11 protein-coding genes are annotated in these 15,736 nt (G+C 65.5%); 4 read left to right on the forward strand and 7 right to left on the reverse strand.

All coding sequences use genetic code 11. The features are described 5' to 3' along the window. Positions 1–19: 19 nt before the first annotated feature. From DXT59_RS20890 to DXT59_RS20910, 5 genes are all read right to left on the reverse strand, one after another. A complete protein-coding gene (locus DXT59_RS20890; RefSeq protein ID WP_116138773.1) occupies positions 20–2,263 on the reverse strand; it encodes a polysaccharide biosynthesis tyrosine autokinase in 2,244 nt (747 codons plus the stop codon). Positions 2,264–2,304: 41 nt separating this feature from the next. Next, entirely contained in the window at positions 2,305–3,453 is a 1,149-nt protein-coding gene (locus DXT59_RS20895; RefSeq protein ID WP_205417459.1) for a polysaccharide biosynthesis/export family protein, read from the reverse strand. A 40-nt stretch (positions 3,454–3,493) separates the two neighbouring features. Continuing rightward, a complete protein-coding gene (locus DXT59_RS20900; RefSeq protein WP_116138775.1) occupies positions 3,494–4,891 on the reverse strand; it encodes an undecaprenyl-phosphate glucose phosphotransferase in 1,398 nt (465 codons plus the stop codon). Positions 4,892–4,935: 44 nt separating this feature from the next. Then, positions 4,936–6,405: a mannose-1-phosphate guanylyltransferase/mannose-6-phosphate isomerase gene (locus DXT59_RS20905; protein WP_240324616.1), complete on the reverse strand. Its 1,470-nt coding sequence runs from the start codon at positions 6,403–6,405 to the stop codon at positions 4,936–4,938. 107 nt (positions 6,406–6,512) lie between these two features. After that, positions 6,513–7,502 (reverse strand): GlxA family transcriptional regulator, encoded by a 990-nt coding sequence (locus DXT59_RS20910; protein ID WP_116138867.1) that lies wholly within the window; start codon positions 7,500–7,502, stop codon positions 6,513–6,515. A 112-nt stretch (positions 7,503–7,614) separates the two neighbouring features. Here DXT59_RS20910 and DXT59_RS20915 point away from each other — a divergent pair, with 112 nt between their 5' ends. From DXT59_RS20915 to DXT59_RS20935, 4 genes are all read left to right on the forward strand, one after another. Then, positions 7,615–7,869: a hypothetical protein gene (locus DXT59_RS20915; RefSeq protein ID WP_162878176.1), complete on the forward strand. Its 255-nt coding sequence runs from the start codon at positions 7,615–7,617 to the stop codon at positions 7,867–7,869. 904 nt (positions 7,870–8,773) lie between these two features. After that, positions 8,774–10,813, forward strand: a complete 2,040-nt coding sequence (locus DXT59_RS20925; protein WP_116138779.1) for a hypothetical protein — start codon at positions 8,774–8,776, stop codon at positions 10,811–10,813. Positions 10,814–10,935: 122 nt separating this feature from the next. Then, complete coding sequence (locus tag DXT59_RS20930; protein ID WP_240324602.1) at positions 10,936–12,900, forward strand: hypothetical protein; 1,965 nt, start codon at positions 10,936–10,938, stop codon at positions 12,898–12,900. A gap of 165 nt (positions 12,901–13,065) precedes the next feature. Next, positions 13,066–14,064: a helix-turn-helix domain-containing protein gene (locus tag DXT59_RS20935; protein WP_240324603.1), complete on the forward strand. Its 999-nt coding sequence runs from the start codon at positions 13,066–13,068 to the stop codon at positions 14,062–14,064. 21 nt (positions 14,065–14,085) lie between these two features. On the opposite strand, the gene DXT59_RS20940 is transcribed toward DXT59_RS20935, so the two are convergent. Next, the gene (locus DXT59_RS20940) at positions 14,086–15,066 is read right to left on the reverse strand and encodes a LysR family transcriptional regulator (protein WP_116138781.1); all 981 of its coding nucleotides are present in this window, start codon (positions 15,064–15,066) and stop codon (positions 14,086–14,088) included. Further along, positions 15,066–15,707: a DsbA family protein gene (locus DXT59_RS20945; protein ID WP_116138869.1), complete on the reverse strand. Its 642-nt coding sequence runs from the start codon at positions 15,705–15,707 to the stop codon at positions 15,066–15,068. Before DXT59_RS20945 ends, DXT59_RS20940 begins: the two co-directional genes overlap by 1 nt. Positions 15,708–15,736 lie beyond the last annotated feature (29 nt).

The raw sequence follows: 15,736 nt of genomic DNA on the forward strand, positions 1-15,736 counted from the left end.
CGTCGTTCGTCCGGCGTGCTTACTCGGCCGTGCTTTCGTAGCCGTAATAGCCGCCTCTATAAGAACCTCCCAGCAGCGGCATGGCCGGCGGCACGTCGGTCAGCAGCACGCCTTTGAGATTCACGCCGCCCGTCTCGAGCCGCTTCGCCGTCTCGCCGATCTCCCCGATCGGATGCCGCCCGTAGCGCACGACGAGCAAGGTCGTGCCCGCATACTTGCCGATCAGTGTCGAATCGGTCACGGCCAGCACGGGCGGCGTATCGATGATGACGAGGTCGTACCGGCACGCGAGCGCTTGCAGCACCTCGCGGAACCGATCGCTCATCAAGAGCTCCGACGGATGCGTCGGCAACGAGCCTTTGGCGAGCACGTCGAGACCGGGGAGCAACTCGCGCTGAATCGTGCTGTCGAGATCGCCGCCGCGCAACACGTCCGATAACCCCGGTTGGTGCCGGACGCCGAAATGCGAATGCACTTCACCGCGGCGCATGTCGCCGTCGATCACGAGCACGCGTTTGCCGGCCGAGGCGACGAGCGCGGCGAGATTGACCGAGAGGAACGATTTGCCGGCATCGGGACGCGATCCGGTCAGCATGACGATATTGTTCGGCGCTTGATCGAGCGACAGTTGCAGCGACGTGCGCAGGCTGCGCACGCCTTCGACGGCAATGTCCTGCGGCGAATGCGCGGCCAGCACGTGCAGCCCTTGACGGCGCATGAGGACGTTTTGCTGCAGCCGCAATTGCAGACCGCTGCGCGGCACCACGGCGAAGACCGGCACACCCAGCGCGCTTTCGATTTCGTCGGCGCGTTCCACGCCGCCGTAGAGCGATTTGCGTATGAACGCCGCGATGATGCCGATGAACAGTCCGCCGCCGAATGCGAAGAAAACGATCAGCGCACGCTTGGGCCAGACGGGCTTATCGGGCGCCTCGGCGAAGTCGACGACGCGCACATTGCCGATTTGCCCGGCCTTGGCCACCCGCAGTTGCTGAGCGCTATTCAACATGTTCGTATAAAGCTCGGTATCGACGCGCACGTCGCGGAGCAGGCGCAACGCAGTCTGCTCCGTGTCCGGCAGTGCGGCGACGCTCTTCGTCATCTCGGCCTGCGCGCTTCTTAGCTGTGCGATCTGCGCATCGAGCGCGGCCACGGCCGGATGGCTCGACGTGAAGCGCTGCGACAGGTCGACACGCTGCCGCTCGAGGTCGGCAAGCTTGGTCTTGTTCTCGACCGCTTGTTGCAGCAGCAAGCGGCTTTCCTCGCTCAAGTCGACGGTTCCGTGGTTATTGCGGAAGGTGTTGTAGCGCTGCTCGGCCGCGTCGAGTTCGCGGCGTAGCTGCGGCAGTTGCTGGTCGAGAAACGCGAGCGTATGTTCGGCTTCGGCCGAACGCCGATCGACGTCTTGCTGAATGAAGTGGCGGGCGATCCCGTTCACGACATCGGCCGTCAACGCCGGATTCGCACCTTGCAGGGTCAACGCGATGACGCCCGATTGCAGCGCCGTCTCTTTGACGCTGAGCTCTTTCTGCAGTCGTTCGACCGTATCGAGCGTCGACGAGCGTGTCAGGTCGAAACGCGTGCCGGCGCGGCCCGTCAATCGATCGACGCGCACGTGCACGGGACCCGCCGCCGTCGCACCGGTCACATCGTCGCCGACGCGTCCGCTTGCGATCGCGATGCCGTCGGGGTCGCTCAACGTGAAGGTGCCACCCTCGCCCACCGTCACCGTAAAGGTTTTGCCGAAGAGAGCGCCGGGCGTGTCCATGCGCGACACCTCGATGGTTTCGTTGCCCCAAGCAAAACCGCCGAGGTCCACGAACGGCGGCATCGTGAAGCCGAACTTGCCGGTCGTCAGCGCCGTGGTGAAATACCCGACGATCGGCAGCGTGCGCGGCTGCGCGCCGATATCCAAATGCAGGTCGCGCACCGTGCCTTCCGTAACCAGCCTGGACCTCAGCAATTCGATCTGCGCGGCCGTGGTCGCTTTCGTTTCGAACATCCGCGACAACGGCTCGATCTGCCGGCGGAGCTCGTTTGCGGCACCGTTGCCTGCGTTGGGATTCTCCTCGACTTGGATGATCGCGTCGGACTTGTACACGGGCCGGGCCAAGAACGCATAGGCCGAGCCGAGCAGCGTGACGACGAGCGTCGTCGTCGCGACGAGCCGCCAATTCGTCGCAATGGCATGCAAATAGTCGGCAAGGCGCAATTCCTCGCCGGAGCCCAAATCGGTATAGCGATGCTCGAAGTCGATAGCCATGATGGTTGCTCGCCTCATAGGGATGCCGCTTGGCGGCCGGATCACTTGGTCACGACGACGCCCGTGATCGCCGCGTTGATCGCCGGCAGGAACAAGTTCAAGACGCGATTGAATTTCACGAGCGCGCCGTTATCGACGTAGACGACGTCTTTCGGCTCCAGCTCGAACTGGTTCGCCAGCACCATCGAGACCGGCGAGGTGGCATCGAGGTGATAAATCTGCGGATTGCTGCCCGTGGAATCGCGGATCACGAACAACTGCTTCGCTTGCGCCGTCGCGGGGTTCAGGCTGCCGGCTTGCGAAAGCGCTTCGGCCAGCGTGAGACGGCCGTCGCGCATCGGCATGACGGTCGCGGGTTTATTGACTTCGCCCATCACGTAGACGCCGTTTTCGTCGCGCGAACCGACGTGCACCATGTCGCCGGGCCGCAGCACGATCTCGGAGGGACTATGTCCGCCGCGCACGAGTTCGGCGAAACTGATCGGGTAGCGTTTGCCCTCCCGAACGAGCGTGACGCGGCTTTGGTCGGCCGCGCTCGTGAAACCGCCGGCGCGACCGATGGCCTCCGTCAACGTCATCGGAATGTCGTTGATCTGAATCGACCCGGGTTTGCCGACGTCGCCGTCGATATAGATTGCCTTCGCCCGGAACGAAGCCACCCGGACTGTCACCTCGGGCTTCTTGTACACCTTGCTGATACGGCCGACGATCTTGCGCTGCACTTGGTCGACGCTATCTCCCGCCACGTGCACGGTCCCCGCGTATGGAAACTGCAGATTGCCCGCCTCATCCACGACGAATCCGGGCGCCGCGTCGTCGGTGCGCGTCGTCGGCGTCGGCTGCCCGAGCGCGGCGGCGAGCTCCGGATGGTCCCAGACGGTGATCTGCAGGACATCGCCGGGCCCCACGCGGTACGGCGCCGGTCGGCCGAAGAGCGCTTGCGTTTGGTCCGAGATCGGGTGCTGCTGCGCTTGCTCGTTCATCGAACGGATCAGCTTCAGGTTGATATCGGTGATCGGCACCTGCACGCTCTGGCTAGGCTCGGTGCTGTACTCTCCCCCCGCCTGTGCGATGGCCGGCGGCGTCACCATGCGCTGACCGGGTACGAGCGAACAGGCCGGCAGCAGAAACGTACCGATCAGTACTCCTAATGAATATATCGTTCGAATGTGCGGGTTCGATCCGGACATGACGTCCTCCGTGCCGATGGTTCGCGAAGTGGCGGGCGGCCTAGTACGCGTTGCTGTGGACGAATCCCTTGACGATCGTCGCCGCGATGATTCGCATGTCGAGACCGAAGGACCAATTGCCGAGGTAGTACAAATCGTGCGCGACGCGCCGCTCCATTTTTTCGATACGGTCGGTCTCGCCGCGATAACCGTTGATCTGCGCCCAGCCCGTAATGCCGGGCTTGATCCGGTAACGGTGGATATAACCGGCCACGACGTTTCGATAGAGATCGTCGTGCTCGAGCGCGTGCGGACGCGGTCCGACCACGGACATGTCGCCGCGCAGCACGTTGAAGAACTGCGGCAATTCGTCGAGACTCGTGTGCCTCAGAAACGCACCGAGCTTCGTCACGCGCGGATCGTGACGTACCGCCTGTCGCAGGACGCCTGGGGCTTCCGTATGGACCCGCATCGTGCGGAACTTGTACATCGTGAAGATGCGCCCGTCCGCACCCTTTCGCTTTTGCCTGAACAGGGCCGGCCCGGGTGAGGACAGCTTGACGGCCACGGCGATAACGGCAAGCAGCGGCGAAAGGCCGAGCAATGCGCACGCGGCGAAGAGTCGATCGAAGATGTCTTTCGTCAGCAACGCACGGGGCGAGAGCGGCGAGGCCACGAGATTGATCGCCGGCACGCCGAGCAAATCGATTACGCCGCCGCTCTCGAACAACGCCAGCGAGCGCACGTCGGGCATGAAGCGAATATTGACCAGATCGTCGCGAAACTCGGCAACGATGCGCAGGATCGTGCGCTCCTCGGAAAGCGGCAGCGCAAGCCAAACCTCATGCAAATCGCTGCCGCGGACATAGCGCGCAAAGGCATCGAGATCGACGAAACGGCGCACGCCGCCGCTGGCCGATCGGCCGCCCTCGACTGCGGTATGCGGATGCAAGAGGAGTACGGCCGCCGCCCGAAAGCCCGTGGCGGGAGCGGCCTCGATGCGGCGCAAGATGGCGTCGCAATGCGGGCCTGCTCCGACGATCGCGACCTGATGCAGATTGATCCCCGCATGCCGCAACCGCGCGAGCACGGCGTGCGCGGCGAGCCGGTAGACGATCAACGACGCGCCGGCAAGCGCGCTCCAATAGGCAAACCACAATCGCGAGACGTAGTCGATCTCGCGCAACGAAAACATCGCGGTAAGCGCGCAGGCCTGCGCGACGAGCCAAGCGAGCGCGACCTGCCCCGCCAGCATCCGCTTGGAGCGCCCGCGCCACGAATCGTAGACGCCGAATGCCGGAAACAAGACCAGCACGCAGGCGGTGCTGAGCGCGACGAAGGGCGCGACGAAATCGTGCCGCTGCGCGTCGGCGAACCGAACATCGGATGCAAGCGCCGCGCCGGCCAACACGATGCCGGCATCGGACAGCCGCGTCATGAAACCCTGTATCTCACGCATTTGCGTTCTCCGCAACGAGGCGGGCGGTCCCCTCGCCCTCGCGTTCAGGGACTCGCCCTATCATTCTTGCAGCGGCCGTAGTTGTCTTCGAAGCGCACGATGTCGTCCTCGCCGAGATAGGCGCCCGACTGCACTTCGATAATTTCGAGCGGCAGCTTGCCGGGATTGGCGAGCCGGTGCCGCACGCCGAGCGGGATGAAGGTCGATTCGTTCTCGCTCAGCAAAAACTCTTCGTCTCCGCGCGTCACGAGCGCGGTACCGCGCACGACGACCCAATGCTCCGCGCGGTGGTGATGCATCTGCAAGGAGAGCCGCGCACCCGGCGCCACGACGATACGCTTGACCTGGAAGCGCTCGCCTTGGTCGATCGAATCGTAAAAACCCCATGGGCGCCGCACCTTGCGATGGCTCTCGGCCTCGGGCGCGTGCTCGGCCTTGATACGCGCGACCAGCCCTTTGATGCGCTGGACGTGCGAACGGTCGGCCACGAGGACGGCATCGGGGGTTTCCACGACGACGACGTCCGTCGTGCCGACGCAGGCCACCAAACGGCTTTCGGCATGCGCGTAGGTGGAGACCGCGCCCTCGAGCACGACGCGCCCGCGTGCGACATTGCCGTCGGTGTCCTTATGCAGCGCATCCCATACCGCATCCCACGAGCCGAGGTCGGACCAGCCCGCTTGCAGCGGGACGACGATCCCGGCGCAAGGCGCTTGGGGGCCGCCGATCCGCTCCATGACGGCGTAGTCGATCGAATCGGCCGGCGCATCGGCGAAGGCCTCGCGTTCCGGCTCGAAACGCGCGTCGCGCATCGCGCCTCGCGCGACGGCCGCGAGACACGCCGCGTGCATTTCGGGCCGAACGCGCCGGAGCGCTTCGAGCCAGACGGAGGCGCGCAGCACGAAGATACCGCTGTTCCACCAATAGCCGCCGTGCGCGACATATTGCGCGGCCACCTCGGCCGGCGGTTTTTCGACGAAACGATCGATCAGATACGCGCCGTCGCCGCAGGGCTCGCCGGCGCGCACGTAACCGAAGCCGGTGTCGGGCCGCGTCGGCGGCACACCCAATGCCGCGATTTCGCCGCGCTGCGCATGCCGTGCCGCCAATTCGATCGCGTGCTGCAACGCACGGACGTCGGCGATGGCATGATCGGCGGGCATCACCACGAGGATCGCATCGCCGTCGCGCTCGCACGTGAGCGCCGCGGCCAACGTCAATGCGGGCGCCGTATCGCGGCGCTCGGGCTCGACGATCAAACGCGGCGTCACGCCGCAAGAGCGCAACTGTTCGGCGATGATGAAACCGTGCTCGTCGCCGCATACGACGAGCGGCGCATCGGCCACGTCCCAACCCGGCGCGAAACCGTCCAGGCGATGCGCGGTCGCTTGCAACAGCGAGTCGGCGCCGATCACGTCGATCAGTTGCTTCGGATAGCGCTCGCGCGACATCGGCCATAAGCGCGTCCCCGCCCCACCCGCCAGCACGACGGGAACGAGCCGGCGGCACGGCAGGGGCGGGCGGCGTTCGCCGGCGGCCGCGCGCGGGGGGACGACCCGTGGCGCGCCCGGGCGCTGCGCGTGCTCTCGTTGCACGGCATACCTCATAGCGACGCCCCCGTTCAACCGCCGGCCCCGCGGCGGCCTTGCGAGCGGAATTCGGTGGGCGAAATCATCATTCGCTTGCGGAAGATCTTGGCGAGACGATCGCCGTTGCCCATGCCGCTGCGCCGCGCGATCTTATCGACGGGCAACTCCGAATCGATCAGCAGGCTGCAGGTGATGGCCAGGCGCGCCTGCAACAAATAGTCCGAGGGCGTCATGCCGAGTTCGAGCTTGAAGCGGCGCAAGAAATTGCGTTCGCTCATCGCGGCGACTTGCGCGGCATCGGCGATGGAAATGGGCCGTTCGCAGTTCTCTTGCAGCCAGCGCGCGGCCGCGCGAATCTTGTCGCCCGCGCTGGCCGCGCAGCCGTCGCCGAGCAACGGCATGAAACGCGCGCTCGATCCGGGCATCAAGCGTTCGGCCACCGCCCGCGCGAGTTCGACGCCAAGATCGCGCTTGACCATCGTCAACGCGCCCTTCATCGGCTCGAGGCGTTCGTCGGCATCGTCCTCGCGCGCGGTCTGCCGCAGATAGGAGCCGAAGTGATAAACCTTGTCGATCGCGCCGATTCCTGCCGCATCGAGCAACAGACTTCCTTCGCCGATCGAGCGGATGTTGGCCGTCTTCGTCTGTACGTGGCGCAGCCAGCCGATCAAGCGCTCGTCGCCCGCCGCGACGTGCGCCCCTTTGCCGCCGGCGATGAACAATGCGTCGAAGCCGGTGTAGTGGCGAGCGTCGAGGCCGTCGGTCCAGACGCGTACCGACGATGCGCAGCGCACGTTGCCGCCCTCCGCGGAGAGGAACGCGATGTCGTAGGCCTGCAAGTGATGGGCGCTCGTGCAAGCCAACTCGTTGGCCGCATGGAACACTTCGGCAACGAGGCCGGTCCCGAGCAGCGAGAAGCCGTCGAACAGCAAGATCGCAATCCTGCGGGTGGCGGTGGGCGCGTTTTGCGCACTGGCGCGCCACCATCCTGTCAGTGCGGGTTCGGTACTCGCGTAAGGCATGACATTTCCCTCACGAATCATCGCCGGCATGGCCCGGATCCCCTCGTAGTGCAGTGCATCGTAGGCAGAGCCCGTACGCAGTGCCGATCGCATGACGTAATTCGGCGACATCTTGTCTGATAGCGTTAGGCGGATACCGCCTAATGCTTTAACCGATGTTTACAACCTGTCTCGCATGCCTGGGCAAATCGGACAATTCACGAAAAAAGCCGTCGCTATTGCCCGCCATTTAGCCGAAAAACGCCATGCCGCCCCGGCAAAACCCATGCCCGACGGCAAGCGCTTTCGACGCCTAGGTTCCCCGAAGTTTTCTTGTGCGGCCGAGATGTTGCTTGAAGACGCCGGCTTGATCGAGCCGATCGAGTGAGATGAGCGGCGACCGCTCACCGGTACTGCCTGGATACGCACCGCGCGCGGCTTCGGTAACGGCCGCATGCGCACGAACGCATAGGCAGACGATAATGGTTGCGTCTCGATTGCTGTGTTGTTGAGGCCACATTGGCGACTATGCAAGCGCGCCTCCCGGGCCGGATTCGAGCGGCGTCTCGCGTTCGGTCGCGTCTTTTCCATTGGCTCGAAAACAAGCACGAAAACATTGAAATCCGTTGATTGCATGTTTCATTCATGATTCATTCTTCGCGATTGAAAATCGCAATCAATGCGGCAATGCCCTTGAAGCTATCTGTATTTCGATTTTTCGTCCGATGGTCATTCGAGAGAGACAGGCGGCCCGCTTGCGCGGCGCAGCATCCGATGGTCCCGAGGCCTCGCCTGCGCTCGAAACGACGGCACGGCGGGTCCGGCGCCCGTCCCCCTCGCGCGTTTCGCAGACTGCGCCGAAAGCGGTAATGTTTGCGCAGGCGCCGCCGTTTATTCATCCGTCGATATGAAGGATGCCGCCCACGTGCGCGCCGCGCGCTTCGCCCAAGCGTACGAATCCGCCACACGGCCGTGCGCAAATCGACTAGATCCGACGCTCCAAAAAGGACGCTAAAGCTTGTAGTCTCTCGGCAGCGATTCGTGTGAAATCAGGCTTTCGTCCGACCTGACGCTCGATCTAATGTTCGATCCGCAGGCGGCTTGATACCCGATTCATCGCACGTTATTCCACCGTTCGCGCTCGCGGCAGGACCGGCCTCGCCCGCGCGGCACGCACACCATCCCCATTCACCTCGCCCTTGGCGAAACCACGCGTATCGCGCCCGTCGATGCGCGGCGCCGCGCTTTGCCTCGTCGCGAAGCATCGGTGCACCGAATAGACACGACGATCGATGACGCCTTATTTGCCCACTCATGTACGCCGCCTCTACTTGCACCGCTGCGCGGCCGTCGCCGCGCTTTCACTATTGACCGCTTGTGGCGGCGGCGGCGGAAGCTCCGGCGCCCCCTCGAGCGCCGCCAACAGTTCGAACTCGGCGGTGAGCGGCAGTGCCGGCGCATCGAGCCCGGCGCCCGGGGGTCAGTCGAGCACCCCCGCCGCGATCGTCGCGGCCGGCGGCCAGGCGCTCAGTTGCGGGCAACCGTCGGCGCCGGCCGTGGCCGGAGGTACCGGCCCGGCTATCGAAGCCGATACGCCCGGCAGCGACGGCACGCGCACGTTCGCGCTCGGCAGCCCGTTCGATCTGGCGATCACGACGCGCGCAGGGACGAGCGACACCGTCTCATGGCAAGTCCTCGACAATTGGAACGCCGTGCGCGCGAGCGGACGTTTCAGCGTGAACACCGGCCCGCAGACCGTCACGCTCCGTTGCTCTTCCACGTTGGCGGGCTACTTTTCGGTCGCGGCTTCGCTCGTGACATCGACGAATGCCCTGCCCTCGCTGGGCACGCGTCCGGGCGGCATCGCGACATTCGGCGTACGTCCCGACGTATCGGCGCTGCTCCCGGCACCCGCCTACGCGCACGAAGATCAGCATCGCTTCGGCGGCCAAGGCACCGATTACCTGCAAGCAGGACAAACCTGTTGCAACGGCGACGGCTATCGGCCGCTCGATACCGATCTCGGCTTGTCGTGGGCCAACGACACGCGCAACTGGTACGTCGAAGAGCCGAACGGGGCCAACACGTTCGTCCCCGGCACGAACACGCTTGCCCCGTACTTCAAGGCCGGCGACATCATGCGGCTGATTCAACTCGACGGTATCCCGGGCTGGGCCAGCCCCACCGGCGCGAAAACCGAGGCGTATGCCCCCGCCTCGGAGTCGGCGTTCCAGAACTACGCGAGCCGTGTCGGGACCGATTCGGCGCAGATCCGCGCGGCCTACTTCCCGAATCAAGCGAGAAACTACTATCAGATCACCTGGGAACCGGACGGTGGCGGCCCGACGCAGTGGGCCGATAGCGATGCGAATCTCGTCGCGATGTACCAGGCTGCCTACAACGGGCTGCATTCGACCGATCCGAACGCCGTGGTCATGGGTGTGACGGCGTCGATGGTACGCTCGAACACCGCGTGGCTCAAACGGCTCGCGCCACTTGGCATCGCTCAATATCTCGACGGTCTGACGATACACGGCTATTACGATGCGGGTACGTCGCCCTCGCATCCGCCCGAGCGCCTCGCCACCGATCCCGATCCGGCCACGGCCGCGAACGCGCTGCCCGCGTCGATGCGCGAGTTGCGCGCCGAGATGACGAGTCTGCTCAAACCCGGCGCGAAGCTGTTCGTGACCGAAACCGGGATCAGCTACGACCAGGGAACCTCGTACGGCGCCAACTATCCGACGCCGAACGTCCTCTTCGCGCACGGTGCCGTCGTTGCGCGGACGCACCTCATGTTGCTCGGGGAAGGCGCCGACATGACCTACGTGTTCTACTCGTCGGACACGCCCGACTCGCCGCCCGGCTACGGCATGTTCTTCGATCTGAACGATGCGAACGGCACCTACGGTGCGAGCAATATCAGCCCGAAGCCGGCGGCCATGGAGGTCGCCGCGATGACGCGCATACTCGACGGAACCCGTACGCTCGGTTACCTGAACGGCGTACCGGCCGGCGTCTACGGATACGCATTCCAAAAGCTCGGCGGCGGTAAAGTCGTGACAGCCCTATGGACCCACGACAACGCACACTGGAACGCGACGTCGGGCTTTAGCGCGACCTACGGCGTGCCGTACACGCTGCATGTCGACAGCGCGGGCACGTCGGGACAAGTCACCGTCCTCGATGCGATGGGCAACGCGGCCACCGTGCCCTACGCCAACGGCCAAGTCGCGCTGACGCTGACGGAGTCGCCCATCTACGTCGTCTCGGTCAATGCCGCGCTCATGCAGGCCAACACGACGGTTCCGTCCGGCTACGCTGGCCCGTAACCGGACGCTCCGCGGCCGCGTTCCATCCGATTGCGTTCGATGGGGCACGGTAGGCCGCCGCGCGGCGTGGTGGAGTCTAGGGTCGATCGACATCGCAACGTCGCACCGGCCCGAGGCGACTCATGCATCTCGCTATCCTGACCCTGCTCTGCATCTCGCTGACCGCTTGCGGACGCGCCGCTCCCGAGACGAACAGCACCGCCTCGAAGCCCGCTCGCGTGGATGACCCTTCCGCCGTTCCCGGCGCGCTGTCCGCACGAGGCGAACTCGATTGCACGGCGCTTCCGGGCATGCCGGCCGCTTCCGGCGAGCCGGGACATGCCCTGACGGACGGTATCGACGCCGACATGCCGGACGGCGACGGCACGCGCCTCGTGCCGCTCGGCACGTCATTCGCTTTGACGATCGCGGCGCGAACCGCAAAAGCCGACACGATCGAATGGGAAGTTCGCGATGCATGGAACGTGGTGCGTGCCGGCGGGCAGCTACGCGTGGACGCCGGCAACACGCGCGTTTCGCTGCGTTGCACGTCCTCGCGCGCGGGCTACTTCGCGCTGATGGCATCGCTCGTCCACGGCGGCGGGCGGCTACCGCGGCGCGGCACGCGTCCCGCCGGGATCGCCACCTTCGGCGTCTTGCCCGACGTTTCATCGGTACTGCCGCCTGTTACCTATCCGCACGAAGATCAGCACCGGTTCGGCGGCCAGGGCGCGAACTATCTACGCGCGGGCGAGCGATGTTGCGAGGGCGACGGGTACCGCCCGCTCTACCCCGTGCTCGGCCTATCGTGGGCCAACGATACGCGCGGTTGGTATATCGAAGAACCGCAGGGACCCAATACGTTCCAACCGGGCCCCGACACGCTCGCACCGTATTTCAGGCAAGGCGACATCATGCGGCTGATTCAGCTCGACGGCATCCCCGCATGGGCGAGCCCGACGGGCGCCGCGACCCATAGCTTCGCGCCCGTATCGGAGGCGGCCTACGCGAGCTATCTGAACCGCGTCGGCACCGATTCCGCCCGCATCCGCGCGCGCTATTTCCCCACGCAGCAACACAACTACTATCAAGTCACGTGGGAGCCCGATTACGACGGCGGCCTACCGTGGCGCGACACCGACGCACATTTCGTCGATATGTACCGCGCGACCTACGAGGCGATCCACCGCGCCGATCCTCATGCGATCGTCATGGGCCCCACCAATGCGTCCGTGCGCGAAAACCTGCGCTGGCTCACGCGTCTCACGCCGCTGCGCATCGGCCGTTACTTGGACGGCCTCACGATTCACGGCTACTACGATGCGGGTACGTCGCCGTCGCACCCGCCCGAGCGGCTTGCGACCGATCCCGATCCCGCCGCGGCCGCAAACGCGTTGCCCGCCTCGTTGCGCGAATTGCGCGCATGGATGAAACGCACGCTGTCACCCGGGGCGAAGCTGTTCGCCACGGAAACCGGCATCAGCTACGACGTCGGCACGCAATACGGCACCGACTTTCCCACGCAAAACGTGCTCTTCGCTCAGGGCGCCGTGGTGGCGCGCACGCATCTGATCTTGCTTGGAGAAGGCGTCGACATGACCTACGTCTTCTATTCGTCGGACATACCCGAGTCGCCGCCCGGTTACGGTCTGTTCTTCGATCTCGAACACGCGAGAGGCGCCTACGGCGCGCGCGAGATCAGCCCCAAGCCGGCCGCGATGGCCGTGTGCGCGATGACGCGCCTGATCGACGGCACCGCGACGCTTGGCCGCCTGAACGACGTACCGGCCGGGGTCTACGGCTACGCGTTTCAGCGGCTGAACGGGGGCAAGGTCGTCACGGCGCTCTGGACGCACGATAACGCGCACTGGAACGCGGCTTCGGGGTTTAGCGCCACCTATCAGGTGCCATACGCGCTCAAGGTCGACGATACGGACGCGTCCGGCGAGGTCGTCGTCTTCGACGCCATGGGCAATGCGGCGCGCCTGCCTTACCGTCATGGCCGCGTCGCACTGACGTTGAGCGAGGCGCCGATCTACGTCGTCTCGACCAACGCGCGGGCCATGCTGGCGAACGTGACGGCGCCCGCCGGGTATGGCGGCCGATAACAGGTGACGCGTATGCGGCCCTCATCGCGGTATCGAAGGCATCTGACAACATCTCGCGTTTTTCCGACTAGGTTGCGGTGCCGGCGCCGCTCGCGCATACCATGCGACGCATTGCACTCGCGCCGCCTGCTTCGCATGCGCGCGGCACGTCACGCCTGCTCCCACATGGCCAAGCGCATCGCTATCCTCGTATTCGACGGGTTCTCGCTCGTCGAAGCGAGTTCCATCGCCGAAGTGTTCCGGCTCGCGGACGAGCTTCAAAGCGAAGGCGCGCCCGGCGTCTGCGTACCCACACCCGCGCCCGCGAGCCTATCGCCCGGCCCGGTCGCCGAGCCTTATCTTCTGTTGGTTTTGTCGAGCACGGGCGGCAGCATCGCCAGCAGCGCCACGATGCGCGTGTGGTCCGACAATCTCGATACGCAAGCGGCGACGCCCTTGCATGCGCTTTTCATCCCCGGTGGGCGGGGCGCCGCGCGTCTTGCATCCGACGAATCGTTCGTCCGCCGCTTAGGTGCGCTATTGCAACATACGCAAGCGGTGAAAGCACTCGGCGAAGGCGCGGCCATCCTCGCCGCCACCGTGAGCGCCGCGGCCCGCGATGCGGCGGGCGGCCCGTTCGCGCACGCCCAGGCGCCATTGCCTCGCCCTGCCACGCATGCCGAGCCGGCCACCGCGCTCGACGATCCGCTCGGCCCCGTGGCCTGCGCGCTATCGATCGTCAAGCGCGACCGCGGCGCGCAAGCCGCGCGCGCGATCGCCGAGCGGGCCGCGCCGGGTGCATGGCGCCGGCTCGGCGCCGTACTCGGAGAACTCGAGGATGGCGGTACGCGCGAGAAGATCGACACGGCGGCGCGCTGGATCCGCGAAAACTTCGGCCGGCCGATTTCGGTCGCGAAGGCCGCCGAGGTCGCGGCGATGAGCGAGCGCAGCTTTTTGCGGCGCTTCAAATCGCAGATGGGGATCACACCGTCGGAATATTTGGTCCGCGCGCGCCTCGACGCGAGTTGCGTCCTTTTGGCGGGCACCGATCTGCCGGTCGACAAGATCGCGCGCCGCTGCGGAGTGGGCAGCGGCGACGGTCTCGCCAAGATGTTTCGCAAACGCTTGTCGATCTCGCCGACCGAATATCGAATGGCCGAACGGCGCCGCGCCGGGCAGCGTTGAGCATCGATCGCCTCGTGCCGATTACGTTTCGCTCTTGCGCGAACGCGCCGTCAGTTGCGCCGATACGTCGTCGACCAAAGCGCGCAACCAGGCAAGGTCATGCGGCCGGTCCGGTTGCGGATGCCACATCTGATAGCACTTGATCCGTGGAAACGCAATCGGCGCCTTGCACACGGCCAGCGGCAATATGCGCGCGTAGTGCATGGCGAAGCGGCGCGTCGTCGTGAAGATGAGGTCCGAGTGCAGCAGCACCTGCGGCACGAGGCCGAAGTACGGCAGCGTCGTGACGACGCGCCGAGCGGCGCCCGCTCGCGCAAGCCCGATCTCGATCGCGTTGCGCCGCGCGCCGCTATAAGGCGTCGGTGCGAGATGCGCGGCCCCGAGATAACGTTCGAGCGTGAGCGCCTCGTGCGCAAGCGGATGATCGGCGCGCATCATGCAGACGACGGTGTCGCTGAACAAATCGCTGCGCGCGAAACGCGTATCGGGTTTCGGCCAATTGCCGAGAACGAGATCGAGCTCGCCCGCGTCGAGCGCCGCGCCGTGATCGAGCCCGGGATTGAGCGAATCGATCTCGAGCCGCGCTTGCGGCGCCGCCTCGCGAAAGCGCGCGATCAGCGTCGGCATGAAAAAGTCGTTCAGATAATCGGGCGCGGCGATACGGAACGTGCGCCGCGTCGAGGCCGGCTCGAAGTTGCCGTGCGGCGTCGCGACGAAATCGACGTCGCGCAATGCGCGCTGCGCCGGTCCGAGCAGCGACGCGCCGAATTCGGTCGGCACCATGCCCGTTTTGCCGCGCACGAGGATCGGATCGCCGAGCGTCTCGCGCAGCTTGCGCAGCGCGGTGCTGATCGCGGGCTGCGTCTGGTTCAATCGCAAGGCGGCTTGCGTGACGCTGCGCTCGGTCAACAGCGTCCGCAAGACGCGCAGCAGCCAGATATCGAGCGCGTCGGCGCCGCGCGCCTCGGGTTCGATATGGCTCTCGCGACGCGTCGATTCCATCACGTCGCCATCCCGCTCGGCAACGCGCTGATCCGTTTGACTTCGGGCGATTCGAGCCAACCGGGGGAACGCGCGCAGTAGAGCACCATCGGTAGCGCGTCCTCGCCCCAAAACAACTGGCGATGCAAGCGGAACGTGGGCACGCCGAATACGCCGAGCGCCAGCGCATCGTCGAAGTTGCGTTGCAAACGCGCCTTCGTATCGGGGTGCTCGATGAGGCGTTCGCCGTGCGGCACGTTCAGCAACTGGCACAGGTCGGCAAAACCATCCGGCGTGGACGGATCGCGCCCTTCGCGCCAAATGAAGCGAAACATCGAACAGACGGTCGGCACGTCGGCCTCGATCGCCGCGGCGAGCAGCAGCGCCTTGGTGGAATCGAACGGGTGAGCCGGCGGCATCTTGAACGCGATCCCGAGCTGTTCCGCGCGAAAGAGCGCGTGCCGATAGACGAACGTGCGCTTTTGCGGCACCTCGTTCGTCGGACGCTGACCCCAATGCCGATAGAGCGCATAGACCGAGACCGGCACGAGCGAGAACGGCATGCTCGGCCATTTGTCGTGCTGCTCGAGCAGCAGATAAGAAAACGGCGACACGAAATCGTAGAACCACAGCGGCGACGCCGCGTCGATCGGTTGAGTCATGAAGTTCTCCGGTGGATCCGGTTGCCGCT

The sequence above is a fragment of the Trinickia diaoshuihuensis genome (assembly GCF_003390925.1).
GTDB lineage: Bacteria > Pseudomonadota > Gammaproteobacteria > Burkholderiales > Burkholderiaceae > Trinickia > Trinickia diaoshuihuensis.

Coding starts and splice junctions, on each gene's coding strand:
- DXT59_RS20890 (WP_116138773.1), bottom strand. CDS start 2,263: ATGGCTATCGACTTCGAGCATCGCTATACCGATTTGGGCTCCGGCGAG.
- DXT59_RS20895 (WP_205417459.1), bottom strand. CDS start 3,453: ATGTCCGGATCGAACCCGCACATTCGAACGATATATTCATTAGGAGTA.
- DXT59_RS20900 (WP_116138775.1), bottom strand. CDS start 4,891: ATGCGTGAGATACAGGGTTTCATGACGCGGCTGTCCGATGCCGGCATC.
- DXT59_RS20910 (WP_116138867.1), bottom strand. CDS start 7,502: ATGCCTTACGCGAGTACCGAACCCGCACTGACAGGATGGTGGCGCGCC.
- DXT59_RS20925 (WP_116138779.1), top strand. CDS start 8,774: ATGACGCCTTATTTGCCCACTCATGTACGCCGCCTCTACTTGCACCGC.
- DXT59_RS20930 (WP_240324602.1), top strand. CDS start 10,936: ATGCATCTCGCTATCCTGACCCTGCTCTGCATCTCGCTGACCGCTTGC.
- DXT59_RS20935 (WP_240324603.1), top strand. CDS start 13,066: ATGGCCAAGCGCATCGCTATCCTCGTATTCGACGGGTTCTCGCTCGTC.
- DXT59_RS20940 (WP_116138781.1), bottom strand. CDS start 15,066: ATGGAATCGACGCGTCGCGAGAGCCATATCGAACCCGAGGCGCGCGGC.
- DXT59_RS20945 (WP_116138869.1), bottom strand. CDS start 15,707: ATGACTCAACCGATCGACGCGGCGTCGCCGCTGTGGTTCTACGATTTC.